Here is a 26,991-nt window from a genome sequence, read left to right as displayed (position 1 = left end):
CACCATCGGCGCCGGATCGGCCGTGTAAATCGTCTGGACGACCGGATTGTCAGCCCGCGCCGCACCGGCCGGCAACATCACCAGGGCACAGAGCAGGCCCATGAGCAGAGCGATTCCGCGCCGGGAACCGATGTCCCCCGCATGCGGGATTCCGAACTTCACATTCACTCCCGGAGTGGCGATGCTCAACTGGCGTCAAGATCGACTGTTAGCGCTAACACAAGCTAGTCGACGCCATCATTCCGTCGTGGCCGCCACCGCGGCCCATCGCATTTCCACGAACGATGGGGCCATCGCTATATTGTTAGCGTCAACGTAATTTCCCCGGTCAGCCCACCGATCGGAAAATCGGTACACGCCGGTGCGGCGAAGCAAATACGAAGCACCGATTCCCGTCAAGCCCCGGCGGCTGGGGCGATGACTCCCCGCCGGTCTTCTCGCTGGACGTGCCCACCCCAACCGGGCCGGCGAACTGAAACTTTCAACCCGCCACGGCCGGCGTACGGGGGCATTGAGTCAGGACGGCGCCAACGGCATCACGAAATCGAACCGCCGTGCACGCGCGGAAACCGATGCGATGTCCGCCCGCCGATGCGGGCGGGAGAAAACGTACCGGCGAAAGGGCTCACCGCGCCGCCGGCCGGCCGGCCGGCGGCGCGTGCCGCACGGTCGGCTCCGGGTGCGGGGATCCAGCGGTGTGCGGACCGGTCAGGGCGTCGAGCAGGCCGGGGAACGCCTGGTCCACCTCCGCGCGGCGCAGGGCGTTCATCCGGGAGGTCCCCCGGTAGTACTGCCGGATCAGCCCCGCCTCGCGCAGCACCTTGAAGTGGTGGGTGGCGGTGGACTTGCCGACCGGGATGTCGAAGCCTCCGCAGGCGATGTCCGCGCCGGCCGAGCCGAGTTGCGCCACGATGCTGCGGCGGACCGGATCGACGAGCGCCTCCAGCACTCGCTGCAGGTCGAATTCCGAGACGTCCGGATGCGGCGGCGTGCGTTCCATGACACCAGATGGTACGACCTTCATCAAAGTTTGACGGTGATCGAACTGTGTGGCACGGTGGGCGACGTTTCCAGCGAGCGGAGGACGAACATGGTGCGGACTGTGCGGTTCCACGAGATCGGCGGGCCCGAGGTGATGCGCCTGGAGGCGGTCGAGCCGGGTGATCCGGGGCCGGGCGAGGTACGCATCCGGGTGGACGCGATCGGGATCAACCGGGCCGAGGCGCTGTTCCGGAGCGGCAGGTACATCGAACCGGTCAGACGCTTACCGTCGGGGCTCGGCAACGAGGCCGCCGGCGTGATCGAGGCGATCGGCCCCGGCGTGACCGGCTTCGAGGAGGGCCAGGCGGTCAGCGTCGTGCCGAACTTCTCGCACAACGACTACGGGGTGTACGCCGAGCGGGCGATCGTGCCGGCGAGCGCTCTGCTGTCCCGCCCGGACGGGATCGACGCGGTGTCCGGCGCGGCGGTGTGGATGCCCTACCTGACGGCCTACGGCGCGATGGTGGAGGTCGGCGGGATCCGGGCGGGTGACGTCGCGGTGGTCACCGCGGCCTCCAGCGGAGTCGGCGTGGCGGCGATCCACACCGCCGCACGCCTGGGCGCCACGCCGATCGCCGTGACCCGCGACCACGCCAAGAGGCGGCGGCTGCTCGACGAGGGCGCGGCCGAGGTGATCGTCTCCGGCAAGGAGGACGTGGCACGCCGTGTGCTGGAGCTGACCGGCGGCAAGGGCGCGGAGTACGTCTTCGACGCCGTGGCCGGGCCGGGGGTGATCGAACTGGCCCGCGCCGTGGCCGCCGGCGGGACGCTGTTCCTGTGGGGCGCGCAGAGCGGGCAGCCCACTCCGTATCCCGGGTTCGACCTGGGCATGCCCGCGCTGAACATGCGTACGTTCACGCAGGTCGAGATCTCCAGGAACCCCCGGCTGCTGCGCCGGGCCGCGGCGTTCATCACCTCGGGGCTGCGCGGCGGCGCCTTCCACCCCGTCGTGGACCGCCTGTTCCCGCTGGAGCAGATCGTGGAGGCGCACCGGCACATGGACTCCGGCGAGCGATTCGGCAAGATCGTGGTCACCGTCCCCCACTGAGCGCGCGGGTCAGGGCGGCTCCGCGTCGCGTTCCGTCGCTGCGACGGTGCGAACCCACTCGCGTCTGCCAAGCGGGTGCCCGCAGCGGCCCCACGGCGTGGAGAGCAACGGCCGGGCGCCGGCCTCTCACGGATTGACGACGACCATCTTCCCGTTCGCCTCTCCCGCCTCCATCACGCGGTGCGCCTCGCGAATCTCGGAGAAATGGAAGACCCGCGACGGGCCGGCCCGCAACCGGCCCGCCGCCACCCGGTCGGCGATCTCCCGCAGTGGTACGTCCGACAGCGGGAACCCTGGGGTGCCGAACACGAAACTGCCGAAGAAGGTGAGATGGACGCCGCTCGCCATCTGCAGCAGCGGATTGAAGTCGGCGATCGGTTCCAGTCCGCCCAGCCAGCCGGCCAGGCAGGCGCGGCCGCCGCGGCGCAGCATCGCCAGGGAGTCGAGGATGGTGCTGTTGCCCACCAGGTCGAGCACCGCGTCGAGCCGCTTGGCCTCGGGGATCCGCTGGGAAAGGCCCGGCTCCTCCGATTCGGCGCGGTACGCGCCGAGTTCCTCCAGCATGGCGAAGCGCCCGGGGTCGCGGGAGGTGGCGATGACCCGCGCCCCGGCGTCGACCGCGAGTCCGATCGCCGCCCGGCCGAAGGAGGAGGTCCCTCCACGGATCAGCAGGGTCTGTCCCGCCACGATCTCCAGGTTGCGGAACAGGCAGGTCCATGCGGTGGCGAAGGTCTCCGGGATGGCGGCGAGACGCTCCCAGGGCAGGCCGGAGTCGATGAGCGCCACATTGGAGGCCGGCGCCCGGGTGTATTCGGCGTAGCTGCCGTTGATGGTGCGTCCCAGGCCGCCCATCAGCGCCGCGACCTTGGCGCCCAGGGGAAACTCGCCGCCGGGGCAGGCCTCGACCAGCCCGACGCACTCGATGCCGCTCACCTTCGCGGCCTCGGCCCATTCACCGCGGCGCATGTGCATCTCGGCATGGTTGATGCCGAACGCCTTGACCTTGATGACGACATGGCCGGGAATCGGCTCGGGATCCGGCAGCTCGGTGTACACCAGGCAGTCCGGTCCGCCGAATCTCTCGATGACGATGGCACGCATCACTGCTCCCTCGTTCGACGTTCGGCACGTCCGCCCTGCCTTGGCGGGTCGCGGTCGTGCGGGCCGCGGAAGCGCATCTTGCCGAGGGCGACGTACGATCGGCGTGGCACCTCCCCGGCGGCCGCGTGAACACGGATCGGCGACAGGGCCGTCCGGGCGAGCGATCGGCTCGGCCGCCTGCGCACGCCGCCGGCCGGATGAGCACTCACGGCCGGACAATCCATATTAAGCTCCGCCGCGCGCCGCGCCCCGGCCGGCCTGCGCCGGCCCGTCGAAGAGTGCCGGTGTCGAGGAGGCCACCGGTGTCACGACGAAGCAGGACACCAGGCCGGACATGCGAGGGGAGGCCGTCTCTCAGGCGTCGGGGAGGGGCGGGTCCTCGCGGTGGAGGCGGAGACGGACCTGGCCGGCGACCGCGGCGTCGGGGTGGCCGAGGCCGTAGGCCCACACCGCCTCGGCGTCCTCGTCGCGTCCGCGCAGCGGCAGCGTGCGGGCCAGCAGCTCGACGGCCAGCGCCGTCCCGTCGGCATCTCCGGCGCCCTCGGCGGCCAGGGCGAACTCGCCGCAGGCCATGTCGAGGTGGGCCATGCCGAGCAGGACGCGCAACCGGCCGGGGTCCGCGACCGCCGGCACCTCCAGTGCCTCGATGAGCACGTCGGCGGCCTCGCCCGGCGCGCCCTCGGCCAGCAGGTACTCCGCCAGGCGCTGCGCGGCCTCCGACCCCGCCTGCGGATCGCCGGTGGCCAGGGCCGCGCGCAGCGACGCCTCCGCCTCGCGCTCGTCTCCCTGTGCCTCGGCGATGCGGGCCAGGGCCAGGTGGGCGCCGGGCAGGTAGGCGGGGGTGCCGAGGCCGATCACCGCCTGCCAGGCGGCGCGGGCCTGGTCGGCGGCGCCGTCCTGCTCGAAACCGCGGGCCAGCAGGCAGGCCGCCTGCGCGGCGTACTCGGGATGCCCGGTCGCGAGCGCGGCCCGGGCGGCGGCGCGGGACCCGGCGAGGTCGCCACGCCGTTCGAGCACCAGGGCGAGGCCGACCGCCGCCTGGGCGCGGTCGGTCTCCCCCTCGTCGGCGGCGAGCGCGGCGAAGATCTCGGTGGCCGCCTCCAGCTCCCCGCTCTCGGCGAGCCTTCGCGCCTCGTCGATCCGCCGCCCGGACTCGACCTCGTGCGCCGCCATCGCGACCTCTTCTCCGCGTCATCGAACCCCGGTCTCGCGACGCGGGCGCGCCGTCGCGCGCGACATATTATGCCGATCCAGACGGCGCACCGAGGCCGGTCGCCTAGTCTTCGTACGCCTCCAGCGGAGGGCAGGAGCAGACCAGGTTGCGGTCTCCGTAGGCCTGGTCGATCCGGCGGACCGGCGACCAGTACTTGCCGTCCCGGAGCGAGGCCACCGGGTAGGCCGCCTCTTCCCGGGTGTAGGGGTGGGACCACTCCGTGGCCAGCAGGGACTCGGCCGTGTGCGGGGCTCCCCGCAGCGGGTTGTCGTCGCGGTCGTAGCCGCCGGAGGCGACCTTGCCGATCTCCTCGCGGATGGCGACCATCGCGTCGACGAACCGGTCGAGCTCGGCCAGGTCCTCGCTCTCGGTCGGCTCGATCATGAGCGTGCCGGCCACCGGGAACGACATGGTGGGCGCGTGGAACCCGTAGTCGATGAGCCGCTTGGCGACGTCGTCGACGGTGACGCCGGTCTCCTTGGTGATCTGGCGCAGGTCGATGATGCACTCGTGCGCGACCACGCCCTCGCGACCGGTGTAGAGGACCGGGTAGTGCGGGGCCAGCCTGCGGGCGAGGTAGTTGGCCGACAGGATCGCCTGCTCGGTGGCCGCCTTCAGCCCCTCGGCGCCCATCATCCGGACGTAGGCCCACGAGATCGGCAGGATGCCCGCCGAACCGTGCGGCGCGGCCGAGACCGGGCCCACCGGGCCGTCCTCGAACGGGTGGCCGGGCAGGTACGCCGCCAGGTGGGCGCGCACCGCGACCGGGCCGACCCCCGGGCCGCCGCCACCGTGCGGGATGCAGAAGGTCTTGTGCAGGTTGAGGTGGGAGACGTCGGCGCCGAAGGCGCCCGGCTTGGCCAGCCCGACCAGCGCGTTGAGGTTGGCGCCGTCCACGTAGACCTGGCCGCCCGCCTGGTGGACCAGCTCGCAGATCTCGGTGATCGTCTCCTCGTACACCCCGTGGGTGGAGGGGTAGGTCACCATGATGGCCGCGAGCCGGTCGCGGTGCTTGTCGATCTTGGCCTTGAGGTCGGGGACGTCGACGTTGCCGTCCTCGTCGCAGGCCACGACCACCACGCGCATGCCCGCCATGACCGCGCTCGCGGCGTTGGTGCCGTGCGCGGAGGAGGGGATGAGGCAGACGTCGCGCTCGTGCTCGCCGTTGGCCCGGTGGTAGGCGCGGATCGCCAGCAGCCCGGCGAACTCGCCCTGCGACCCGGCGTTGGGCTGCAGGGAGACCGCGTCGTAGCCGGTGACCTCGGCCAGCCAGCGCTCAAGGTCACCGATCAGCTCCAGGTAGCCCTCGGCCTGGCCGGCGGGGGCGTAGGGGTGCACCCCGGCGAACTCGGGCCAGGTGATCGGCTCCATCTCGGTGGTGGCGTTGAGCTTCATCGTGCACGAGCCGAGCGGGATCATCGACCGGTCCAGGGCGATGTCCTTGTCCTGGAGACGGCGCAGGTAGCGCAGCATCGCGGTCTCGGAGCGGTGGCTGTGGAACACCGGGTGCGCGAGGTAGCCGGTGGTGCGCACCAGCGCGGCCGGGAGCGCGTCGGCGGTGGCGGTGTCCAGGTCCTCCAGCACGACGCCGGAGACGCCGAAGGCCTCCCACACGGCGCGCAGGTGCTCGCCGGTGGTCTTCTCGTCGCAGCTGACGCCCACGTGGTCGGCGTCGGCCAGGCGCAGGTTGACCCCCTGCTCCAGCGCCGCGGCGACCACCTCGGCGGCGCGGCCGGGGACGCGGGCCAGCACGGTGTCGAAGAAGTCGTCGTGGACGATCTCGACGCCGCCCTCGCGCAGCCCGGCGGCGAGCACGGCGGCGTGCCGGTGGGTCCGCTGGGCGATGCGCCGCAGCCCCTCGGGGCCGTGGTAGACGGCGTACATGCTCGCGATGACGGCCAGGAGCACCTGGGCGGTGCAGATGTTGCTGGTGGCCTTCTCCCGGCGGATGTGCTGCTCGCGGGTCTGCAGGGCCAGGCGGTAGGCAGGCCGGCCGTCGCCGTCCAGCGAGACTCCGACCAGGCGTCCGGGCATCTGCCGCTGCAGGCCCTCCCGGACCGACATGTACGCGGCGTGCGGGCCACCGAAGCCGAACGAGACGCCGAACCGCTGGGAGGAGCCGATCGCGATGTCGGCGCCAAGGGTGCCGGGGGCCTCGACGAGCGTCAGGGCCAGCAGGTCGGCGGCGGCGACCACGAGCGCGCCCCGGGCGTGCGCCTGCTCGGCCACGGCGCGGAAGTCCTTCAGCCGGCCGCCCGCGCCGGGGTACTGGACCAGGACGCCGAACAGCTCGCCGTCGGGCAGCCCGGCGGACAGGTCGGCCTCGGCCAGTTCGATGCCGAGCGGCTCGGCGCGGGTGGCGAGCACGGCCTTGGTCTGCGGGAGCGCGTCGGCGTCCACGACGAACACCGGGCTCTTGGCACGGCCCGCGCGGCGGGCCAGTGTCATGGCCTCGGCGGCGGCGGTGGCCTCGTCCAGCAGGGAGGCGCCCGCGACGTCCAGGCCGGTGAGGTCGGCGACCATGGTCTGGAAGTTGAGCAGGGCCTCCAGGCGTCCCTGGGAGATCTCCGGCTGGTAGGGGGTGTAGGCGGTGTACCAGCCGGGGTTCTCCAGCAGGTTGCGCCGGATCACGGCGGGGGTGACGGTGTCGTGGTAGCCGAGGCCGATCATCGACACGGGTGTCCGGTTGCGGGCGGCCAGGGCGCGCAGTTCGGCGATCGCCTGCTCCTCGCTCGCCGCCTCGGGCAGGTCGAGCGGCTCGGCGGAGCGGATCGCGCCGGGGACGGCCACCGCGACCAGGTCGGCCACCGAGTCGTAGCCGACGGCCTCCAGCATCCGGGCCCGGTCGGCGTCGGAGGGGCCGATGTGCCGGGTGGCGAACGGAGGTGCGGACAGGTCGCGAAGCGGTGACCGATCGGTCATGGGGCCCTCCTACAAGGGGTCGAGACCGGCGCTGGACGCGCGCGTATGCCGGGTCTCCCCCTCTGTCAGCGCGACATCCTCATCGCGACCTGAGAGCTTCACCCCTCGAGGAGGGGCTTGCACCGTCGGTGAGACACGCCTGGCGGGCACGCCTACTTTCCAGAGTCGCCTCGCCTGCGCGGTACGGATGCCTGAGAGATTCCGGGGAGGTTGCTCCTTCGGCGCCCGGTCGGCCGCCCGGCGCCGCGTCGCGGACACCGGCCGTTGCCGGGTCTCTCCCGCACAGGGTCAACAGCCTTTCCCGGCAATCGTACCGTCTCGCCGCGATAGGGGCGTTACCCCTACATTTCGCCTTTGCCGGGTTTTATCCCCATAGGGTGGGTAGCGGGGCAAGGTGGACGCCCATGGACTCCCCCCGGCATACGCCGATCGGCCCTGGTCCCCTGGTGCCGCCGGAACCCGTCCGTCCCGTCTCCGCCGATGCGCCGGGGCGGCGTCAGCCCGTCTTGCGGGCCTTCCTGCGCCGGGCCAGCTCGTCACCTGGGTGGTCCTCCAGGGAGTCATGGCCGGCCGGCTCCACGCGCTCCCCCGGCAGTTGCGCCAGGGAACCCTCGACCTCGCGCCACACGCCGCCGAGGGCGATGCCGAACACACCCTGACCGCCCTCGAGCAGGTCGATCACCTCGTCGGCCGAGGTGCACTCGTAGACGCTCACCCCGTCGCTCATCAGCGTGATCTGCGCCAGATCGTTGACCCCGCGCTCGCGCAGGTGCTGCACGGCGGTGCGGATCTGCTGCAGCGACACCCCGGTGTCGAGCAGGCGCTTGACCACCTTGAGCACGAGGATGTCCCGGAAGCTGTAGAGCCTCTGGGACCCTGAACCGTGCGCCGCGCGCACCGACGGCTCGACGAGCCGTGTGCGCGCCCAGTAGTCGAGCTGACGGTAGGTGATGCCGGCCGCCGAGCACGCCGTGGGGCCGCGGTATCCGACGTCGGCGGGCAGCGACGCCGGCCGCTCGTCGAACAGCAGGCCCTGCTCACCCGCGCGTTCCCGCGCCGACTGACGCTGGGCTGGATCGTGCTGGCCGGCCGTCTTACCCTCGCCGCTGCTGACCGCCACTGCGGACCTCCGGCTTCCTCTCATCCCACGGTCTGATCTGGGGGTTCGTGAATTACAACCGTGAGTTCCCTTGCACCGTAGGACCGGCGAGATGCTCAGTCAACGATCCCGCCCGGCGCGTCGTGAAGCGTAAATGCCCGAAATTGTCAGCCCGCACGGCCGAAGTCCTCGGGCGTGATCGTGTCAAGGAACTCACGGAACTTCTCGACCTCGTCCTCCTGGTCGTCGGGGATGATCACCCCGGCCTCGCGCACGACCTCCTCGCTGGCGAAGATGCGCGCGCCCGCGCGCAGCGCCAGCGCGATCGAGTCGGACGGCCGCGCGCTCACCTCGACCCCGTTGGAGAACACCAGGTCGGCGAAGAAGATTCCGTCGCGCAGAGCGACGATGTTCACCGCCGTCAGGCGCACGCCCAGCGCCTCGATGACGTCCTTGAACAGGTCGTGCGTCAACGGGCGGGGCGGCGGCTCCTCGGCCTGCGCCAGCGCGATGGCCGTGGCCTCGGTCATCCCAATCCAGATCGGCAGATAACGCTCGCCCTGGGCCTCCTTGAGCAGGACTATGGGCTGGTTGGAGGGCATCTCGACGCGGACCCCCACGACCTCCATCTGCAACACAGGCTGCTCCGTCTCATCGGGTCACCGGCCCGCTCCGGGCCCGTTCCCTCGCGGCTCTCGGCTCGCGGCGTGACCATCGCCGCAAAATTCAACGTAACATCCCCGCACCCCGAAATGTCCGGGCGGCTCCGTCAGCGGCCCAGAATGCCCCGCAGGCCGGTGCGGACCAGGGCGGTGTGCAGCTCCTGCAGCAGGCCCGACAGCTCCCTGGCGGTCTCCTCGGCGCGGCCGGCGGCCCCGGGGGCGCGGCGGCGCAGCAGCGGCGCCACCGCCTGCTCCACCAGCCCGGCCTCGCGCTCGGCGGCGGCCTTGAGCACCCGCAGATGGCGCGGGTGCAGCCCGAAACCGGCCAGCGCGCCCGAGGCGCGGGCCACGGTCAGCGCCTCGGCGTCGTACCAGCGGGCGACCGGGGTGATCAGGCCGTAGTCCTCCAGCTCGGCGAGGGTCTCCTCCTCGAGACCGGTGGCGGCCAGCAGATCGGCCCTGCTGAGCCGCACCTCGGCGGCCGGCGCCTCCGCGCCGAGGGCCCGCGGCCGGGTGGGCCCGGCGGCCTCCTGCTCCGCGGTGTCGAGATGATCCTTGATCACCCGCAGCGGCAGGTAGCGGTCACGCTGGGCGGTCAGGATGTAGCGCAGGCGCTCGACGTCGGCGTGGGTGAACTTGCGGTAGCCCGAGGGAGAGCGCTGGGGCTCGATGAGCCCCTCGCCCTCCAGGAAGCGGATCTTGGAGACGGTGACGTCGGGAAAGTCGTGCCGCAGGACCTCGAGCACCTCCCCGATGCTCATGAACGCCCTGGCCGCCTGCGCGCTCATCACCGCCCCCGATCACCCACGTGTGAGGAACACCAGCCGGAACTTGCCGATCTGGACCTCGTCGCCGCCCGACAGCGGAAGCTCCTCGATGCGCTCCCGGTTGACGTAGGTGCCGTTGAGGCTGCCGACGTCGCGGGCGGTGAAGTAGTCGCCGCGCCGGTAGAACTCGGCGTGCCTGCGGGAGACCGTCACGTCGTCCAGGAAGATGTCGCTCTCGGGGTGCCGGCCGGCCGTGGTGAGGTCGCTGTCGAGCAGGAAGCGGCTCCCGGCGTTCGGCCCGCGCATCACCACCAGCAGGGCCGTGCCGGGCGGCAGTTGCTCGACCGCCGCCCGATCGGGTATGAGCGTCTGCCCGGTCGCCTCGGCGTCCATCGCCTCGATGCCGCTGAGGGAGATCGTTGAGGTGGTGTCCCCCGGCGTGTTCTCGGCACGGGTCAGTGGCGACCCGCACCGTGAGCAGAAGCGGGCGTCCTCAGGGTTGGCATGACCGCACTGCGTGCAGTAGACGCTCGGCATCGATCGGCTCGGCCTCCTACCGCGAAGTCGCGGCGACGGTGCTCAGGGCGGCGTGCCTCGGGTCTTCGCTTCTCATGTTGCTCGGCTGCGAATGCCGCAACATACGCTGATGAGTCGCAAAGGTCAAGATGAGGTCAGGCTCGCGGGTTCGGGCATGCTGCGGCGGCGAAGGCTCGCCGGGGTCCTCGCTGGCGGGGGGAGCTCACGTGTGCCGTCGGCGACGCTCGCCTCACCCGTTTCTGCGACCCGGCTTGCCGCGCCGGTCCAAAGTTACCGCCCGGACGGCCCTCCGGTCCATGCGCCGCGCCGTTCGATTGTGCCCGGAAACGGGTGATTCGCGGCAGAACGGCGCCGGGACGCGTCAGGTGCCCACGGCGTGCTCGACGACCCGTGCCCAGCGCTCGAGAAGGCTCTGCGCGACGTCCAGATCCTCCCCTTCCGCCCACAGATGGGTCACGGCCTCGGTGGGGTCGGGCAGGACGAGCGCCCACCCACCGTCCTCCTCGACCACCCGGACCCCGTCGGTGGTGTCCAGCCGGTGACCGTCGGCGGCCTCCACCACCGAGCGCATCACCGCGCCCTTGGCCGCCCACGGCGTGGGCACGGTGCGCTTGAGCATCTTGGCCTGCGGGATGCGGGCGTCGATCTGGCTGAGCGACAGGCGGGTGCGGGCCACCAGCCCCAGCAGGCGCAGGAACGCGGCCAGGCCGTCCACGGTGGGCGCGAACTCCGGGACGATGAAGCCGCCGCGCCCGTCGGCCGCGAAGATCAGCTCGGGGTCGGCGGCGGCCGAGGTGAGGGCGTCGATGGCGGTGGAGGTCCACTGGACCTGGGCGCCGTGGAAGCGGCACACCTGCTCGGCGACCCGCGTGGTGGTCACCGGCAGCGCCACCCGCCCGCCCTGCCGTTCGGCCGCGACCAGGTCCAGCACGACCAGCTGCGCGCGCTCCTCGCTGATGAGCTGGCCCATCTCGTCCACCAGGGAGATGCGCTCGCCGACCGGGTCGAAGCGCACCCCGAAGGCCGCCCGGGAGGAGGCCACCAGCTCGGCCAGGCGCTGCAGGTCCCTGCGCCGCTCGGCGAGGGTCTCGGTGGGCGAGGCGTCGTCCAGGCGGTTGTTGACGGTGAGCACGTCCACCCCGACCCGGCCGAGCAGGCTCGGCAGCACCAGGGAGGAGGTGCCGCCCGCGCAGTCGATGACGACCTTCATCTCGGCGTCGCGCACGCCCGACATGTCGATCCAGCGCAGCAGCTCGCGGGTGTAGTCCTCCACGGCGCGGGCCGGGAAGCTCAGCTCGGCGATCTCGCCGGGGAACGCGCGCCGGAACTCCTGACGGGAGAAGACCCGCTCCAGCTTGCGCTGGGCGGTCTGGGACAGGTCGGCGCCGTTCTCGTCCATGAAGACGATGTCGACGCTCTGCGGGTCGCCCGGCGTGGTGCGCAGCGCGATGCCGCCCGAGGCGGTCTCGTTGGAGGTGTGGAACCGGGCGACCGGCAGCGGGGCGGCCTCCAGGTCCAGCACGTTGATCGCACTGGCGTTCAGCGCGCTGATCACCGCGCGTTTGAGCGCCCGCGCGGCCCGGGAGGAGTCGCGGGAGGTGATGACCGAGGCGCCCTTCTTGAGCGTGGTGGCGTAGGCGCTGGCCAGCCGCACGCACAGCTCGGGGGTGATCTCGACGTTGACCAGGCCGGACACCCCGCGCGGGCCGAACAGGCTGCGCTGGCCGCGCGACTCCCAGATGACGCTGGTGTTGACCACCGCGCCGGCCTCGATCGTCTTGAACGGATAGATCTTGACGCCGGAGGAGACGTACGCCTCGGCCTCGATCACGCACTCGTCGCCGACGATGGCGTTCTCCTCGATGCGGGCGCCGGTCATCACGTCGGTGTTCTTGCCGATGACGCAGCCGCGCAGGTGGGCGCTCGGCCCGATGTAGACGTTGTCGTGGACGACGGCGCGGTGCAGGAAGGCCCCCTCCTTGACCACGACGTTGTCGCCGATGACGGTGTACTCGCGAAGCTCCGCGCCGGCCTCCACCTTGGCGTAGCCGCCGATGTAGAGCGGGCCCTTGAGGACGGCGTCGGGGTCGACCGAGGCGCCCTCGGCCACCCACACGCCCGGGGAGAGCTCGAAGCCGTCGGCGTCCAGCCGCACCCGTCCCGACAGGGCGTCGGCCTGGGCCTTGAGGTAGCTCTCGTGGGTGCCGATGTCCTCCCAGTAGCCGCCGGCCACGTAGCCGTACAGGGGGGCGCCGCGGGCGAGCAGGCGGGGGAACACGTCGCCGGACCAGTCCACCGGGACGCCGGGGGCGACCTCGTCGAGGACCTCGGGCTCCATGACGTACACGCCGGTGTTGACCGTGTCGGAGAACACCTGCCCCCAGGTGGGCTTCTCCAGGAAGCGCTGCACCCGGCCGGCCTCGTCCACGATGATGATGCCGAACTCCAGGGGGTTGGGCACCCGTTTGAGCCCGATGGTGACCAGGGCGCCGTTCTCCTCGTGGAACCTGATCATGTCGGTCAGGTCGATGTCGGTCAGCGCGTCGCCCGAGATCACCAGGAACCGCTCGTCGCGCAGCTTGTCGGCGGCGTTCTTCACGCTGCCGGCCGTGCCGAGCGGGATCTCCTCGGTGGCGTAGTGCAGGCTCATGCCGAGCTCGTCACCGTCGCCGAAGTAGTTGCGCACCAGGGCGGCCAGGAACTGCACCGTGACGACGGTCTCGGTGAAGCCGTGCCGCCGCAGCAGGCGCAGCACGTGCTCCATGATCGGCCGGTTGACCACGGGGAGCAGGGGCTTGGGCTGGTTGGCGGTCATCGGCCGCAGCCGAGTGCCCTCCCCGCCCGCCATCACGACGGCCTTCACAGATCACCCTCCGCCTGTCTCGTCACGGTGGGCACACGACCGCGCGGGCACTCGCCTCGGGGGATCCGCCGGGGCGCGCCCCACGATCGCTCATGCCCGGCTCGCCCCGCCGATGAGCCGGCGCCCCTGAATCACGTACAGCGCCCCCGCCCACCAATACAGACCTGTTCCCCAGATGGCAAAGGCCCATCCCAGGATCCGGGCCACGTCGGCGTACCAGCCTTGGTGGGAGGCCAGGAACAGCAGCGGGAAGGCGTACAGCAGGCAGGCTGTGGCCGCCTTGCCGAGGAAGTGGACCGGCAGCGCCGGGCCGAAGCCGTGCCTGCGCAGGACGGGCACGCCCAGCATGAGCACCACGTCCCGGCCGACGATCAACGCGGCGAGCCACCAGGGCATCACCTCGCGCAGGGTCAGTCCGGCCAGCGTGGCCAGGATGTAGAGGCGGTCGGCCACCGGATCGAGCAGCCGGCCGAGTTTGCTGGTCTGGTTCCACGCCCTGGCGAGCTTGCCGTCGAGCCAGTCGGAGAAGCCGGCCAGCATGAGCAGCACCAGCGCCCAGCCGTCGGCCTTGGGCCCGAGAACGAGCCATAGGAACACCGGCACGCCGAGCAGCCTCAGCGTGCTCAGCACGTTCGGAACCGTCAAGATCCGGTCCTCGGCCGACCTCACCCGCATGACTCCCCTCCTGAACCTGGTGCAGACCCTACCCGGCAGGCCGGCCCACGGCCGCGCGGCGGTCCCCGCGTCCCGCGCGCCGGAGGATGAGGTGCGGGCCACGGGCGGCGAGCCGGGCACATTCGCCGGGAAGCCGCCTCCTCCTGAGGGAGGAGATGGCATCCTCCTACAGATCACGAGATCCATCCGGCGGCGGAAGCGAGCAGATCCTCTTGGGGCTTAATGTCAGTGCCATGGCCAACGATGCAGCGCTGTTCTTCGGGCAGTTCGTCAGGGCTCCCGGCACCACGGGGGCGGTGGCGCCGAGCTCGCTCCGCCTGGCGCGGGTGATCTGCTCGCCGGTGCCCGAGCGCGGCGACCCGGTCGTCGTCGAGCTCGGCCCGGGCACCGGCGTGTTCACCGGCGAGATCCAGCGGCGGCTGGGCGGCCGGGGTCATCACCTGGCCGTGGAGATCAACCCGGCGCTCGCGGCGCGGCTGAACGACCGGCACCCCGGGGCCAAGGTCGTCGTGGCCGACGCGGTGGGCCTGCCCCGCCTGCTCGACGAGCACGGGCTCGGGCGGGCGGACGCGGTGATCAGCGGGCTGCCATGGGCCGCCTTCCCCGCGACGCTGCAGGATCGCCTGCTCGGGGCGATCACCGGGGCGCTCGCCCCCGGTGGCACGTTCACCACCTTCGCCTACACCCACGCGCGCACGCTGCCCCCGGCGATCCGCTTCCGCCGCCGCCTGCTGGAGACCTTCGAGGAGGTCGTGCCGAGCCGCACGGTGTGGGGCAACCTGCCGCCCGCGTTCGTCTACCACGCCCGCCGCCCGCGCCACTGAGCCGCGGCACGCCGGCCTTCCCGGCCGGCCGCGCCCCCTCCCCCGCCGACCGAACATCGTTCTACGATTGCGGCCGACGGGATTGGAGTGATCAGGGTGGACTTCACGCTTCCGGAGAGCGCCCGCGAGGTTCGGCGGGGCGTCGCCGCCATCTGCGCGCGCTACGACATGGCCTACTGGCAGCGCTGCGAGGAGCAGAAGCGCTGGCCTGAGGAGGTCTGGGCCGAGCTGGCCAAGGGCGGCTGGCTGGGGCTGGCCGTGCCCGAGGAGTACGGCGGCGGCGGCCAGGGCCTGCTGGAGCTGACCGTCGCCACCGAGACCCTGGCCGCCTCGGGCGCGGCCGGCGGCTCGGCGTTCACCTATGTGCTGACGCCCGGCTTCGGCGCGCTGACGCTCGCCCGTCACGGCTCGGCCGCGCAGAAGGCCGAGCTGCTGCCCCGGCTGGCCGCCGGTGAGCTGGAGACCTGCTTCGCGCTCACCGAGCCGGACGCCGGGTCCAACTCGCTGGCCATCTCCACCTCCGCCCGCCGGGACGGCGACGAGTACGTGGTCAACGGGCAGAAGATCTGGATCACCGGGGTGCAGCGGGCGGCCCGCATGCTGCTGGTGACCCGGACCATCCCGGCCGCCGAGGCGCGCCCGCGCACCAGCGGGCTGACGGTGTTCCTGGTCGACGTGCCGCAGGCGGTGGCCCAGGGGCGGCTGTCCTACCGCCCGATCCCCAAGATGGGCGCCAACACCACTCCCTCGAACATGGTCTTCATCGACGACCTGCGGCTGCGGGCCACCGACGTGGTGGGCGAGGTGGACCAGGGGGCGCTGGTGCTGTGGGACGTCCTCAACCCCGAGCGCATCCTGCTGGGGGCGAGTGCTCTGGGCGGCGCGGAGGTCGCGCTGCGGGCCGCGGTGGCCTACGCCAAGGAGCGGGAGGTGTTCGGACGGCCGATCGGCGCCAACCAGGCGATCGCCTTCCCGCTGGCGCAGGTCAAGGCCAAGATCGAGCTGGCGCGGCTGATGCTGTACAAGGCGGCCTGGCTGTTCGACCGGCGCGAGCCCTGCGCCACCGAGGCCAACATCGCCAAGCTCACCGCCTCCCAGGCCGCCTGGGAGGCCGCCGACCACGCGTTCCAGACCCATGGCGGCATGGCCTACTCCCTGGAGTACCCGATCGCCCGGCTGCTGGCCGACGCCCGCGTCGGCCGGGTCGCGCCGGTCACCGAGGAGCTCCTGCTCAACTACCTGGCGACCCAGGTGCTCGGCCTGCCGCGCAGCTTCTGACCGCTCGCCCCGCCGTTGCGGGACGGTCCGGCGGCCGCCCCGCGGCGGCGGGCGGCCACGGGGGCACGGTCAGGGCATGGCGGCCTCGACGAAGGCGTCCACCAGGCGGTTGTCGTCCCCGCGTTCGGTGTGCCACTGGACGCCCACGCAGAACCGGTGGCCCTGCAGTTCCACCGCCTCGATGATCTGGTCGTCGGCCCAGGCGACCGCGATCAGCCCGTCTCCGAGGCGCCGCAGGCCCTGGTGGTGCGGCATGGCGACCTCCACGCGGTCGCCCAGGGCCTTGCCCACCTTGCTGGACACGCTGACCTGCAGCACGTGCGGCGCCGTGGCGGCGTGCCGCTCGTGGTGCACCGCGTCGGGCAGCCAGGGGATCAGCGTGCCGCCGAGGGCGACGTTGAGGACGTGCATGCCGCGCGCCACCCCGAGCACCGGAACGCCGGCCTGGATGGCCGCCGCGGCGAGCGCGATCTCGAACCGGTCGCGCCCGGGCTGCGGCTCCTCGACCCGCTCGTCGCGCTCCTCGCCGTAGACGGCCGGGTCGACCTCGACGCCTCCGGCCAGGATGACCCCGGAGAGCCCGCGCACGTAGCCGTCGATCGCGCCCAGGCTGAGCGGGGGGATCAGCACCGGCGCGCCTCCGGCCCGGTCCACCGCCTTGGTGTACGCGGGCGGCGACAGCACCGCCTCACGTACCCAGGTGCCCCAGCGGGCGGGGTCGAAGTAGCTGGTGATACCGATCAGAGGTCGGGACATGCGGTCTCCAGGGGCTCGCGCAAGGTCTGCCGCCAAGCCGAAGCGGCGCTCCGCCCGTTCGCAGTGGCGCACCCATCATTGCGCACAACATTTCGGGTATGTCACGTATCCCGGTATCAGTCACGTCACTTCCGTATCACCAGTCACACCAGCCCCAGCCGGTACGCGGCCCGGTGGCGACCGGCGGGGCTCGCCCTCCCCGCGGCCCGGCCGGTCCGAAGCCGCTTTCCCGGCTCGGCACGGGCCCGAATTCCCTGGCCGGGCAGGAGGTGGCCGCGATCCGGCAACGACTCCAGAGAAGGTGAAAGCGATTACTTTTCACATTCTCTTTCGCGGCACCGATGTCGATTACCGGCAATCACGCACCGATTACGAACGGCCCCCTTTCGCGGCATCTTGTGGCGAAACGGTGGTGCCGCTCACCACGGAATGGAAGACTCCATGCCGAGCGACCGGACGCGCCGGGGCCGCCGGGCGCTCACGACCCGGACGCCAGGGAGGTGGAACAACGAGATCGGATCCCGAAAATCCGGTCAATTAGGGTGGCAGCAGAAAATGTCGTTAAATCCGCGTCTCATCAAGGAAAGCTTCTCCCTCATCGAGCCCGTCATGGGCAAGGCCGTCGCCTACTTCTACGGCCGCCTGTTCGCCGAGAGTCCTCAGCTGCGGGGCATGTTCCCCCCTGCCATGGACGTGCAGCGTGACCGGCTCTTCGCCGCGCTGGCCCGCATCGTGTGGAGCCTGGACAGTCCCGGGAGCCTGGACGCCTACCTCGGGCAGCTCGGCCGGGGCCATCGCAAGTACGGTGTGCTGGCCGAGCACTACACGGCCGTCGGCAACGCGCTCCTGGCGACGATCAGGCGTTTCTCCGGGGCCTCCTGGACCACCGAGATCGAGACCGCGTGGGTGGCCGCCTACACGACCGCGGCCAACATCATGATCGGTGCCGCCGAGGCCGAGGCGGGGTCCTCCCCCGCCTGGTGGCCGGCCGAGGTGACCGACCACGAGCTGCGCACCCCGGAGATCGCGGTGATCACGCTGCGTCCGGGCCTGCCCATGCCCTACGTCCCCGGGCAGTACGTGGACCTCCAGGTGTCCCGGTGGCCGCGGGTGTGGCGCACCTACTCCATCGCCAACGCGCCACGTCCGGACAACAGCCTGCGGCTGCACGTGCGGGCCGTGCACGGCGGCTGGGTCAGCACCGCCCTGGTCTCGCACACGCGCATCGGCGACACGGTGCTGCTCGGCCCACCGGCCGGCACCATGGCCCCGCCTCAGGACGACGAGGCGCGTGCGCGCGACATCCTGTGCGTGGCGGGCGGCACCGGCCTGGCCCCGCTCAAGGCCGTCATCGAGCACGTGATCGCCTCCGGCGCGCGCCCCAACATCCACCTGTTGTACGGGGCGCGCACCGCCGCGGAGCTGTACGACCTGCCGGAACTGCTGCGCATGGCGGCCGGGTACCCCTGGCTGCGCGTGCTGCCGGTGGTCTCCGGCGAGCCGGGCCACGACGGCATGCACGGGCTGCTGCCGGACGTGGTGGGCCGCTTCCACTCCTTCGCCGAGCACGAGGTGTACGTCTGCGGGCCACCGGCGATGGTGGAGCAGACCGTGTGCCGGCTGCGGCACGACGGCGTGCCGCCCGAGCGGATCCACCGGGATCCGGCCACCGGCCCGGGGGCCGGCAGATCGGATATCGGCGGACCATATCGGCCAACCTCGCTGCCAAATCCCGTGGAGTCCGGCGCGCGCCCGCCCGGCGTGACACGATGATGCCGATCCGCGCTCAAGCGGCCGAGCTTGTCGATCGGGCCATCACGCCGGCCGGGGGACCGGCGATGTGCGCCCGCCACCGCGAAAGGAAGGGGCGATCATGCGCACGCTGCCCCCCGCTCCCCCCGGCACCACCCTCGTCCGCGTCCCGGCGGCGCCCTGACCCCGATGGCCCGCCCGGTCACCCTTGTGACGTTCATGCTGCCCAGCGCGCTGGGGCACTGGGGAAGCGGAGCGACCGAGGTGCGCGTCTTCGCGGTCGCCGACTCCGATGAGGGGCACCCGACGCTCGGCGCGGCCCTGGACACCCTGCGCCGCACCCATCCCCGCCTCCAGCGGCGGCTGTGCGACGAGCACGGCGGCATCCGCCGCCACATCACCATGTTCGTGTGCGGCGAGAACGCCCGCCGGCTCGGCGGCCGGTCGTGCGCGCTGCCCCCGGGAGCCGAGGTCTACGTGGTGCCGGCCCTGTGAGCCCGGGGCGACCGGGCAGGGCTCAGGGGGCGACGCGACCGGCCGCGTTGAAGGCCGCGTGGGTGAGCGGCATCAGCCCGGCCCACAGCGCCTCCATCTTCTCGGCCACCATCTCGATCTCGCGCTGCGGGAACGACGGCACGCGGGCGCGCTCGTCCTTGGTGCGCAGCGACAGGAAGTGCATCAGCGAGCGGGCGTTGCAGGTGGCGTACATGGAGGAGAACAGCCCGACGGGCAGCACCGCCCGGGCCACCTCGCGGGCGACGCCGGCCTCCAGCATCTCCTGGTAGGCCTCGTAGGAGTGCCGGTAGGACCGCTCCATCGCCTCGGCCACCAGTTTGTGCTGCTCGTCATCGCCCTCGACGAACTGGTAGCGCCCCGGCTTGCCCTCCTGGACGAGCTTGCGCTCACGCCCCGGGATGTAGAAATCAGATTGAAGCTCCCGATATCTACCGCTTTCCTCGTTGTAGGAGTTGTGCACGACGACGCCGTCCGCGATGAAGTTGTGCCATGGCTCCGGCATGGAGATGTCGTACGTCTCCTCCTCGCCATCCTGGACGACCGATGTGATCTTCTCATCACGGATGCCGAGTCTGGACGGTCGGCGCTCCACCTCCCACGCCTCACGACCGGACTTCACCTCGTGGCAGGAAGTGCAGATCGGGGCGAGGTTCTCCTCGTCCAACGCCAGCTTGAGCTGCCGGCTCACCGGCACGACATGATCTACTTCGAGCTCGGCGAAGTCGAAGACGCCGCCGCAGACATGACAGACATCGATGGCTCCGACGACCTGCGGCTTCATCCGCGTCGTCCAGAACTGGATTCCCTCTCGGAGACGCCGGGGCACGCCCGTGTACTCTCCCACCGGCACCGTGGCCTGGGTGGAGATGAGATCGCCAGGCGCGAGGTCCTTCGCCTTAACCCACGTGCCTCGCGACAAGAGGGCGTGATCCGGCGAACATCGCAAGACCTTCCCGCCACTCGTGGTGATCCTCAAGATCGGCTTGACGCCGCTCTTGAATACGTCGACCATCCGGGCCGACTCGATGAGGCCGGTGTCGAGATTTACGGTCCGCGTGCTCAGATATCGGCACGAGGGGAGCTTGCGGACTCGTCCCATCGAGTCGCGAACTCCCTCATGCCAGTCCGAATAGATGTCCTTGATCTTCTTGGTCACACCGTTCTTCAGCGTTCCCACGGGTATCCGCGCATCGCCCGGCAGACACCAGCCGACCCTGTGGCGGTGGAACTCGCGGAAGACCATGATCGGGGCGTGGATGAAGAAGGTCATCGAGTTGTGCTCGAACGGGCTGCCGTGCCGGTCGCGCATGAGGAAGTTGATCAGCCCCTGGGAGCGCTCGGCGTCCTGGCCGACGGCCTCCAGGGACTTCTCCCCCGCGGTGGAGACCCTGGCGGCCCACACCACGTCGGAGTCGGCGGCGTCGTGCCTGACCAGCTCCACCGTCACGTCGCTGAGAAATCGCACCCGCGCCCGCCTTCCCCTCGGTCCTCGGCCGCCCACATCGTAGTGCAGCGGCGGGCCGGCGAGGCGGGTCAGGTGATGTCGCGGCGGATGGTGGTGGCCGAGGCGATGGCGGCGAACAGCAGCGCGTAGCCGAGCAGCAGCGCGGCGCCCGCCCAGGCGGGCAGGTAGTCGCCGCCCATCGGCGAGGAGAGGCCGTAGACCGCCTGGGCGGCGCCGCCCGGCAGCCACTTGCCGACGCCGGGCAGCAGGACGACCAGCAGGTTCTCCAGGACGTACACCCAGCCGACGCCGATCACGATGGCGGCGATCTGGTTGCGCAGCAGCGAGCCCAGGGCGAGGCCGAGGATGGTGTACAGGGCCATGGCGGCGACCACTCCGGCGCACAGGCGCACGACGTCGCCGCCGATCACCGACAGGGAGCCGCCCCTGATCAGGATCGCCGGGACGCCGACGGCGAAGGCCAGCAGCGTGCCGGCCAGGCCGAAGATCGCGCCGACCGCCGCGCAGGCGATGAGCTTGGCGGCGACCACGCGTTCCCTGCGGGGGGTGGCCAGGAAGGTGTGGGTGATGGTCTGGAAGCGGTACTCGCCGGTGATCAGCAGGGTGCCGATCACGAAGGAGAACACCAGCCCGGAGCCCGCCTGGCTGAAGAGGGTGAGCGCGCCGTCGGGCTCGGTGAGCGGCGGGGTGCCCTGCTGACCGGCGAAGACGCCGAGCACGACCAGGCCGATCAGGGTGAAGCCGAGCGACAGCGCGAGCATGCCCCAGACCATGCGGGTGGTGAAGACCTTCTGCAGTTCGGCGCGGACCAGGCCGATCACGGCGTTCCCCCCGGGATGGTCTCGGCTGCGGCAGGGGGCGCGGCGCTCTCCCCGGTGAGTTCCAGGAAGACCTGTTCGAGGTCGGAGCGCTCCCTGACCAGTTCCGACAGCACGACGCCCTCGTCCAGCGCCGCCTGGCCGACGGTCTCGGGGGCCGCGCCGCGGACCAGGAGCACGCCGGGCCCGGCGGTCTCGACGGTGGCGCCGGCGGCCTCCAGCCGGGGGCGCAGCCGCTCGGCCTGCGCGGCGGCGACGCGGACACCGCGGTCGCCGCCGGTGGTGAGCGCCGACACCGCGCCCTGGCGGATCATCCGGCCCCGGGCGATGATGACCACCTCGTCCACGGTCTGCTCGACCTCGGACAGCACGTGGCTGGAGACCAGCACGGCGCACCCCTGGTCGTCGGCGAGGTGGCGCAGGAAGCCGCGCAGCCACTGGATGCCGGCCGGGTCCAGGCCGTTGGCCGGCTCGTCCAGGATGAGGATCTTCGGCCGGCCGAGCAGCGCGGTCGCCAGGGCCAGCCGCTGGCGCATGCCGAGGGAGAACCCTGCGACGCGCTTGCCGGCCACGTCGGCGAGGCCGACCTGGTCGAGCGCCTCGCCGGCCCGCGCGGCGGGCAGCCCGGCGGCGGTGCACAGGACGCGCAGATGGTCGCGGGCGGTGCGGCCGGGGTGGAAGCTGGTCGCCTCCAGCACCGCGCCGACCTCCGACAGCGGGGCGGCCAGGTCGGCGTACCTGCGGCCCCCGACGAGCGCCTCGCCGGAGTCGGGCCGGACCAGGCCGAGCAGGCAGCGCAGCGTGGTGGTCTTGCCGGCTCCGTTCGGGCCGAGGAAGCCGGTGACGCCGCCCGCCTCCACGGCGAAGGACACATCCTCCACCGCCCGGACGGCGCCGAACGACTTGGACAGGTTGCGGATCTCGATGGCAGCCATCGTGCCGATTATCGGCCGCCGCGATCGTCATGGGCCGCCGAAGCGGACGATCTCCACCATACCGATATGAACGCCAGATGCGGCGGCAGGACCGGCGGGCGCGGGGCACCGGAACGGGCCGGGTGGCCTCCCGCCCGGCCGCCCGGCCCGCGCCGCCTGTGGACTCTACGGCCGTGCCGGGGCGGCGGCGCCGGGATCGCCCGCTCTTTACCCAACCCCGGCACAGCCGCGACCGTTCACCGCGCCGGCGGCCGGCTCAGCGGCGGCACAGCCGCAGGACGTTGGCCACGACGCGGGCGCCTGCGCCGCCTTCCGCGGTGAGGATCGACTCGGGGTGGAACTGGACCGCGAAGCGCCGGTTGGCGGCGTCCTCGATGGCCATGACGGCGCCGTCGGGGGTGAGCGCGGTGACCTCGAACCCGGTGACCCCCGGCCGCTTGGCGTGCAGCGAGTGGTAGCGGGCGGCGGTGAACTCCTCGGGGAGGCCGTCGAGCAGGGCGCTGTCGCCGACGCGGGCCACCCGTCCCCGCTTGCCGTGCTCGGGATGGTCCAGCAGCGACAGGGTGCCGCCCGCCTGCTCGACCATGGCCTGCAGCCCGAGGCACACACCGAACACGGGCAGGTCGCGGGCGTACAGCGCGTCGATCAGCGCCGCGCAGCCGAAGTCGGTGGGCCAGCCGGGGCCGGGCGAGAGCACCACCAGGTCGGGGCCGATCTCCTCCAGCATCGCCAGCGGGAACCCGTGGCGCAGCGTGACGACGTCGGCGCCGTGCTGGCGGAAGTAGTCGGCCAGGGTGTTGACGAAGGAGTCCTCGTGGTCCACCAGCAGGACCTTCATGCCGTCGCCGGCCCGCCCGGCCGGGCGCGGGGCGGCCGGGCGGGCCTGCGCGGAGCCGGCGGCGGCCAGCGCCCCGAGCAGGGCGCTCGCCTTCAGCTCGGTCTCGCGCTCCTCGGCGGCGGAGTCGGAGTCGAACAGCAGTGTCGCGCCCGCGCGGACGGTGGCCACGCCGTCGCGGATCTGCGCGGTGCGCAGGGTGAGGCCGGTGTTCATCGACCCGTCGAAGCCGAGGTAGCCGACGGCGCCGCCGTACCAGCGGCGGGCGGTGGCCTCGTGGTCCTCGATGAACTGCATCGCCCAGGTCTTGGGCGCGCCGGTGACGGTGACGGCCCACATGTGGGTGAGGAAGGCGTCCAGCGCGTCGAACTCCGGGCGCAGGCGGCCCTCGATGTGGTCGACGGTGTGGATCAGCCGGGAGTACATCTCGATCTGGCGGCGGCCGATGACCTGGACGGTGCCGGGGACGCAGATGCGGGACTTGTCGTTGCGGTCGACGTCGGTGCACATGGTCAGCTCGGACTCCTCCTTCACCGAGCTGAGCAGGGTGCGGATCGCCTCGGCGTCCTCGACGGGGTTGGTGCCCCGGGCGATCGTCCCGGAGATCGGGCAGGTCTCGACCCGTTCGCCCTGCACCCGGACGTACATCTCGGGCGAGGCGCCGACCAGGTGCTCGCCCTCCCCCAGGTTGAACAGGAACTCGTACGGGGCGGGGTTGCTCAGCCGCAAGGACCGGTAGAACGCGGCGGGGTCGGGGCAGGGGGCGTGGAAGACCTGGCCGGGGACCACCTCGAACAGGTCGCCGCGGCGGAACCGCTGCTTGGCGGCCTCGACGACGACCGCGTAGTCGCCCTGCCGCGGGTCGGGCGGCAGGGCCGCCGGGGCGGGCGGCAGCGGCAGCGTCTCGCCGGCGCGGGGCAGGCCCCGGGTGGAGACGCCGTCGACGGTGAACTCGTAGAGGTACTCGCGGCTGGTCTCGCGCTTGCGGTCGATCACCATGACCCGGTCGGGCAGGTGCAGCACCAGGTCGCGCTGGTCGGCGGCGCGTTCGAGCGCCTGGCGGATCGGCTCGAACTGGAAGGCGAGGTCGTAGCCGAAGGCGCCGTACAGCCCGAGGTGCTCGTCGTCGCCCGCGAAGGCGGCGATCACCTCGCGGATCGCGGTGAACACCGTGGGGCGGCGGCTGCGCATCTCCTCGGGCAGGATGTCCTCGGACTCGGGGACGTGCACCTCGACGTGGTCGAGGGTCGGCTCGGTGGTGGTCTTGCCGGCGGCCAGCAGGCAACTGGCGACGGCGGGGAGCACGACCCGGCCGCGGTCGTTCAGGGCGCGCGCCGAGATGCGGCGCCCGCGGGCGACGATCTCCAGCACGGGGTCGACGTAGGCCAGGTGCCAGCGGCTGTATCGGCCGGGGTACTCCATGCCCGAGGAGAGCACGCCGCCGCGGCGCTCGCTCAGCGAGGAGACGACCTCCTCCAGCACCGATTCCGGAACATCGGCGGTCGCGACCTCGACCTCGATGCCGCCTGCAGTGGTATAGCCCCTGGTGTCCACCTTGCCTCGCCCTTCTGGATCTTCAATGGCCCCGGGCGGGCAATGGGAAAGGCCGCCTCTTCCCGGGGCGGCCGTCGGTGAAATGCGAAACACGCGCCGCCTAGAAGCGGCGCCACCACTGCGCAGGTGAAATGGTTCGCATGGGGGAATGCTAGCGGCAGCGCAGGCCGGCCGCCAGCCGTTCGGGGATGTGGGCGCGCCGCGGGCCGGCGGCGGGGTGATGTGGGTAACAGCGCTTCTGTCCCATATAGCACTATTATGTTACTAGCAAGTAACACGCCGCTTACATGTCGCGGGGTACATCTCCCCGAGAGGAGCGCGCATGGGCAGGACGTACCGGGTGACGGTGCACCGGGACCTGCGGGTCCCGATGGCCGACGGCGTCCTGCTGCTCGCCGACCGGTACGTCCCGATCGGCGCGAGCAGCCCGCCGACCATCCTGATCCGCTCGCCGTACGGCCGGCGCGGGCTGTTCGGCTACGCCTACGGCCGCGCCTTCGCCCGTCAGGGCTTCCAGGTGATCCTGCAGAGCTGCCGGGGCGGGTTCGGCTCGGGCGGTGAGCCGTCGCCGCTGGACGAGCAGGACGACGGCCTGGCGACGGTCGAGTGGCTGCGCGCCCAGCCCTGGTACGGCGGCAGCTTCGCCATGCACGGGCCGAGCTACCTGGGGTACGCCCAGTGGGCCATCGCCCCGTACGCCGGGCCCGACCTGAAGGCCATGGCCACCCAGGTGACCGCCTCGCAGTTCCGCGACGCCGCCTACGTCGGCGGCTCGTTCGCGCTGGAGGCCACGCTGAGCTGGAGCACGCTGACGTCGATGATGTCCGGGCCGCTCAGCGGCGCGGCGGTGTTCTTCGCCCCGCGCCGCACCCAGCGGGCCGTGCTGTCGGGGCGCCCGCTCGGCGAGCTGGACACGCTCGCCGCCGGCCGGCATCTGCCGTTCTTCCAGGATGTGCTCACCCACCACGCCGACCCCGCCGTGCCGTTCTGGAAGAAGCGCGACTACTCGGGCACCGTCGGCGAGGTCGACGCGGCGGTCACGATGACCGGCGGCTGGTACGACGTCTTCCTGCCCTGGCAGCTGAAGGACTACGCGGCGATGCGCGCCGCCGGACGCCGGCCGTACCTCACCATCGGCCCCTGGCACCACGCCGACGTGCGGCACGGGCGCATCGCCAACCTCGACGCGCTGGCCTGGTTCCGCGCCCACCTGCTCGGCGACACCTCAGGCCTGCGCACCCACCCGGTGCGGGTGTACGTCACCGGCGCGGGCGAGTGGCGCGACTACCCCGACTGGCCGGTGCCCGGCATGCGCAGGCGGCGCTGGCACCTGCAGCCGGGGTTCGCGCTGGCGCCGGCCAACCCCGCCGAGGGCGCCGGTCCCGACCGCTACCGCTACGACCCGGCCCGGCCGACGCCGGTGGTCGGCGGGCCGACCCTGCTCGGCGACTCCGGCCCCCGCGACAACCGGCGACTGGAGGCCCGCTCGGACGTGCTGGTGTACACCGGCGAGACGCTGGCCGAGGACGTGGACCTGATCGGCCCGGTGTCGGCGGAGATCTACCTGCGTTCCACGACCGAGCACACCGACGTGGTGGTCCGGATCTGCGACGTCCACCCCGACGGCGCCTCGCTCAACGTCTGCGAGGGCGTGCGCCGCCTGGTGCCCGGCGCACCGCCCGCGGACGCCGAGGGCGTCCGCCGGGTGGAGGTCGACCTGTGGCCGATCGCCCACCGGTTCGCGCGAGGCCATCGCATCCGGGTGCAGGTGGCCGGCGGGGCCTACCCCCGGCTGGCCCGCAACCTCGGCACGGGCGAGCCGCTGGGCACCGGCCGCACCGGGGTCGTCGCCGACCAGGAGATCTTCCATGACCCCGCGCACCCGTCGGCGGTCCTGCTCCCGCACGTCCCCCTCTGACGGCGGCGCGACCGGCCGGGGCCCTGACCCGCTCCACCTTCGATGATGCCGGCGTCCCCCGGAGGTACGCCCGGGCTTCGCGGCGAGGCCGTCGCTCCGCGCCCGGTGCGGACCACCGGGCGGGCAGGGCGCTCCGGCGCGGGCGATCGGACATGTACCCGGTGAACTACCATCGGTGACACACAGGGATGTCTTGCCATCTTGACCTGCATTTCGGTCATTTCCCTGCCGTCCATCCAGTCCCGGAACCCACCGCTCGACGGCCCTCCTGACTCGCAGTCACCATTCGGCGCGCCAACAGGTCCGTTCGGCGATTCGTGAGCCGCCCCGGCCGCTCGCGAACTTACGCTTCCGGACGACCTGATGACCGGCTCCACCCGGGGCCGGCCACCGGACGCTTCCCACTTCTCCC

General features: G+C 72.0%; 21 protein-coding genes and 1 riboswitch. Of the genes, 6 read left to right on the top strand and 15 right to left on the bottom strand.

The features are described 5' to 3' along the window. Positions 1-625: 625 nt before the first annotated feature. Positions 626-1,000 carry an ArsR/SmtB family transcription factor gene (locus tag IEY93_RS17715; RefSeq protein WP_189164175.1) on the bottom strand — a complete coding sequence of 125 codons (375 nt, stop codon included), beginning with the start codon at positions 998-1,000 and terminating at the stop codon, positions 626-628. A 90-nt stretch (positions 1,001-1,090) separates the two neighbouring features. Between IEY93_RS17715 and IEY93_RS17710 the strand changes: the two genes are divergently transcribed. Further along, complete coding sequence (locus IEY93_RS17710) at positions 1,091-2,089, top strand: zinc-dependent alcohol dehydrogenase family protein (protein ID WP_189164174.1); 999 nt, start codon at positions 1,091-1,093, stop codon at positions 2,087-2,089. Between the two features lie 126 nt (positions 2,090-2,215). Here the strand turns inward: IEY93_RS17710 and IEY93_RS17705 are convergent, their stop codons facing one another. From IEY93_RS17705 to clsA, 9 genes are all read right to left on the bottom strand, one after another. After that, positions 2,216-3,190, bottom strand: coding sequence for a zinc-binding alcohol dehydrogenase family protein (locus tag IEY93_RS17705; RefSeq protein WP_189164173.1), 975 nt, complete (start codon positions 3,188-3,190; stop codon positions 2,216-2,218). A 354-nt stretch (positions 3,191-3,544) separates the two neighbouring features. Next, positions 3,545-4,363: a tetratricopeptide repeat protein gene (locus tag IEY93_RS17700; protein WP_189164172.1), complete on the bottom strand. Its 819-nt coding sequence runs from the start codon at positions 4,361-4,363 to the stop codon at positions 3,545-3,547. 103 nt (positions 4,364-4,466) lie between these two features. Further along, positions 4,467-7,325 carry an aminomethyl-transferring glycine dehydrogenase gene (gcvP, locus tag IEY93_RS17695; RefSeq protein ID WP_189164171.1) on the bottom strand — a complete coding sequence of 953 codons (2,859 nt, stop codon included), beginning with the start codon at positions 7,323-7,325 and terminating at the stop codon, positions 4,467-4,469. A 169-nt stretch (positions 7,326-7,494) separates the two neighbouring features. Further along, a riboswitch (glycine riboswitch) is annotated at positions 7,495-7,616 on the bottom strand. Positions 7,617-7,821: 205 nt separating this feature from the next. After that, positions 7,822-8,445: a MerR family transcriptional regulator gene (locus IEY93_RS17690; protein ID WP_189164170.1), complete on the bottom strand. Its 624-nt coding sequence runs from the start codon at positions 8,443-8,445 to the stop codon at positions 7,822-7,824. Positions 8,446-8,591: 146 nt separating this feature from the next. Next, complete coding sequence (locus tag IEY93_RS17685) at positions 8,592-9,062, bottom strand: bifunctional nuclease family protein (protein WP_189164169.1); 471 nt, start codon at positions 9,060-9,062, stop codon at positions 8,592-8,594. A gap of 131 nt (positions 9,063-9,193) precedes the next feature. Beyond that, positions 9,194-9,874, bottom strand: a complete 681-nt coding sequence (gene ftsR / locus IEY93_RS17680; protein ID WP_189164168.1) for a transcriptional regulator FtsR — start codon at positions 9,872-9,874, stop codon at positions 9,194-9,196. Positions 9,875-9,886: 12 nt separating this feature from the next. Then, positions 9,887-10,390 carry an FHA domain-containing protein gene (locus IEY93_RS17675; protein WP_189164167.1) on the bottom strand — a complete coding sequence of 168 codons (504 nt, stop codon included), beginning with the start codon at positions 10,388-10,390 and terminating at the stop codon, positions 9,887-9,889. 361 nt (positions 10,391-10,751) lie between these two features. Next, complete coding sequence (locus IEY93_RS17670; RefSeq protein ID WP_189164166.1) at positions 10,752-13,253, bottom strand: mannose-1-phosphate guanyltransferase; 2,502 nt, start codon at positions 13,251-13,253, stop codon at positions 10,752-10,754. A gap of 90 nt (positions 13,254-13,343) precedes the next feature. After that, on the bottom strand, positions 13,344-13,928 hold the full coding sequence (gene clsA / locus IEY93_RS17665; RefSeq protein WP_189164165.1) for a cardiolipin synthase ClsA: 585 nt from the start codon (positions 13,926-13,928) through the stop codon (positions 13,344-13,346). 233 nt (positions 13,929-14,161) lie between these two features. Between clsA and IEY93_RS17660 the strand changes: the two genes are divergently transcribed. Both IEY93_RS17660 and IEY93_RS17655 read left to right on the top strand, forming a co-directional pair. Further along, positions 14,162-14,752: a class I SAM-dependent methyltransferase gene (locus IEY93_RS17660; protein WP_189164164.1), complete on the top strand. Its 591-nt coding sequence runs from the start codon at positions 14,162-14,164 to the stop codon at positions 14,750-14,752. Between the two features lie 96 nt (positions 14,753-14,848). Further along, positions 14,849-16,030 (top strand): acyl-CoA dehydrogenase family protein, encoded by a 1,182-nt coding sequence (locus IEY93_RS17655; RefSeq protein ID WP_189164163.1) that lies wholly within the window; start codon positions 14,849-14,851, stop codon positions 16,028-16,030. 69 nt (positions 16,031-16,099) lie between these two features. Here IEY93_RS17655 and IEY93_RS17650 read toward each other — a convergent pair whose 3' ends face one another. Next, a complete protein-coding gene (locus tag IEY93_RS17650) occupies positions 16,100-16,786 on the bottom strand; it encodes a gamma-glutamyl-gamma-aminobutyrate hydrolase family protein (protein ID WP_189164162.1) in 687 nt (228 codons plus the stop codon). 555 nt (positions 16,787-17,341) lie between these two features. Here IEY93_RS17650 and IEY93_RS17645 point away from each other — a divergent pair. After that, a complete protein-coding gene (locus IEY93_RS17645; protein ID WP_189164161.1) occupies positions 17,342-18,559 on the top strand; it encodes a globin domain-containing protein in 1,218 nt (405 codons plus the stop codon). A 168-nt stretch (positions 18,560-18,727) separates the two neighbouring features. Further along, complete coding sequence (locus IEY93_RS17640; protein ID WP_189164160.1) at positions 18,728-19,033, top strand: ubiquitin family protein; 306 nt, start codon at positions 18,728-18,730, stop codon at positions 19,031-19,033. 22 nt (positions 19,034-19,055) lie between these two features. On the opposite strand, the gene thyX is transcribed toward IEY93_RS17640, so the two are convergent. The 4 genes from thyX to IEY93_RS17620 form a co-directional block, all read right to left on the bottom strand. Then, the gene (gene thyX, locus IEY93_RS17635) at positions 19,056-20,519 is read right to left on the bottom strand and encodes an FAD-dependent thymidylate synthase (protein WP_203968643.1); all 1,464 of its coding nucleotides are present in this window, start codon (positions 20,517-20,519) and stop codon (positions 19,056-19,058) included. 68 nt (positions 20,520-20,587) lie between these two features. Beyond that, positions 20,588-21,340: an ABC transporter permease gene (locus IEY93_RS17630; protein ID WP_189164158.1), complete on the bottom strand. Its 753-nt coding sequence runs from the start codon at positions 21,338-21,340 to the stop codon at positions 20,588-20,590. Further along, complete coding sequence (locus IEY93_RS17625; protein WP_189164157.1) at positions 21,337-22,272, bottom strand: ABC transporter ATP-binding protein; 936 nt, start codon at positions 22,270-22,272, stop codon at positions 21,337-21,339. Before IEY93_RS17625 ends, IEY93_RS17630 begins: the two co-directional genes overlap by 4 nt. Positions 22,273-22,528: 256 nt before the next feature. Further along, positions 22,529-24,661 (bottom strand): anthranilate synthase component I, encoded by a 2,133-nt coding sequence (locus IEY93_RS17620; RefSeq protein ID WP_189164156.1) that lies wholly within the window; start codon positions 24,659-24,661, stop codon positions 22,529-22,531. 322 nt (positions 24,662-24,983) lie between these two features. Between IEY93_RS17620 and IEY93_RS17615 the strand changes: the two genes are divergently transcribed. Further along, positions 24,984-26,579, top strand: a complete 1,596-nt coding sequence (locus tag IEY93_RS17615; protein WP_189164155.1) for a CocE/NonD family hydrolase — start codon at positions 24,984-24,986, stop codon at positions 26,577-26,579. The last annotated feature ends 412 nt before the right edge of the window (positions 26,580-26,991 follow it).

This window comes from Sphaerisporangium melleum (assembly GCF_014646695.1).
Lineage (GTDB): Bacteria > Actinomycetota > Actinomycetes > Streptosporangiales > Streptosporangiaceae > Sphaerisporangium > Sphaerisporangium melleum.
This window is presented reverse-complemented; position numbering and strand designations above follow the sequence as displayed.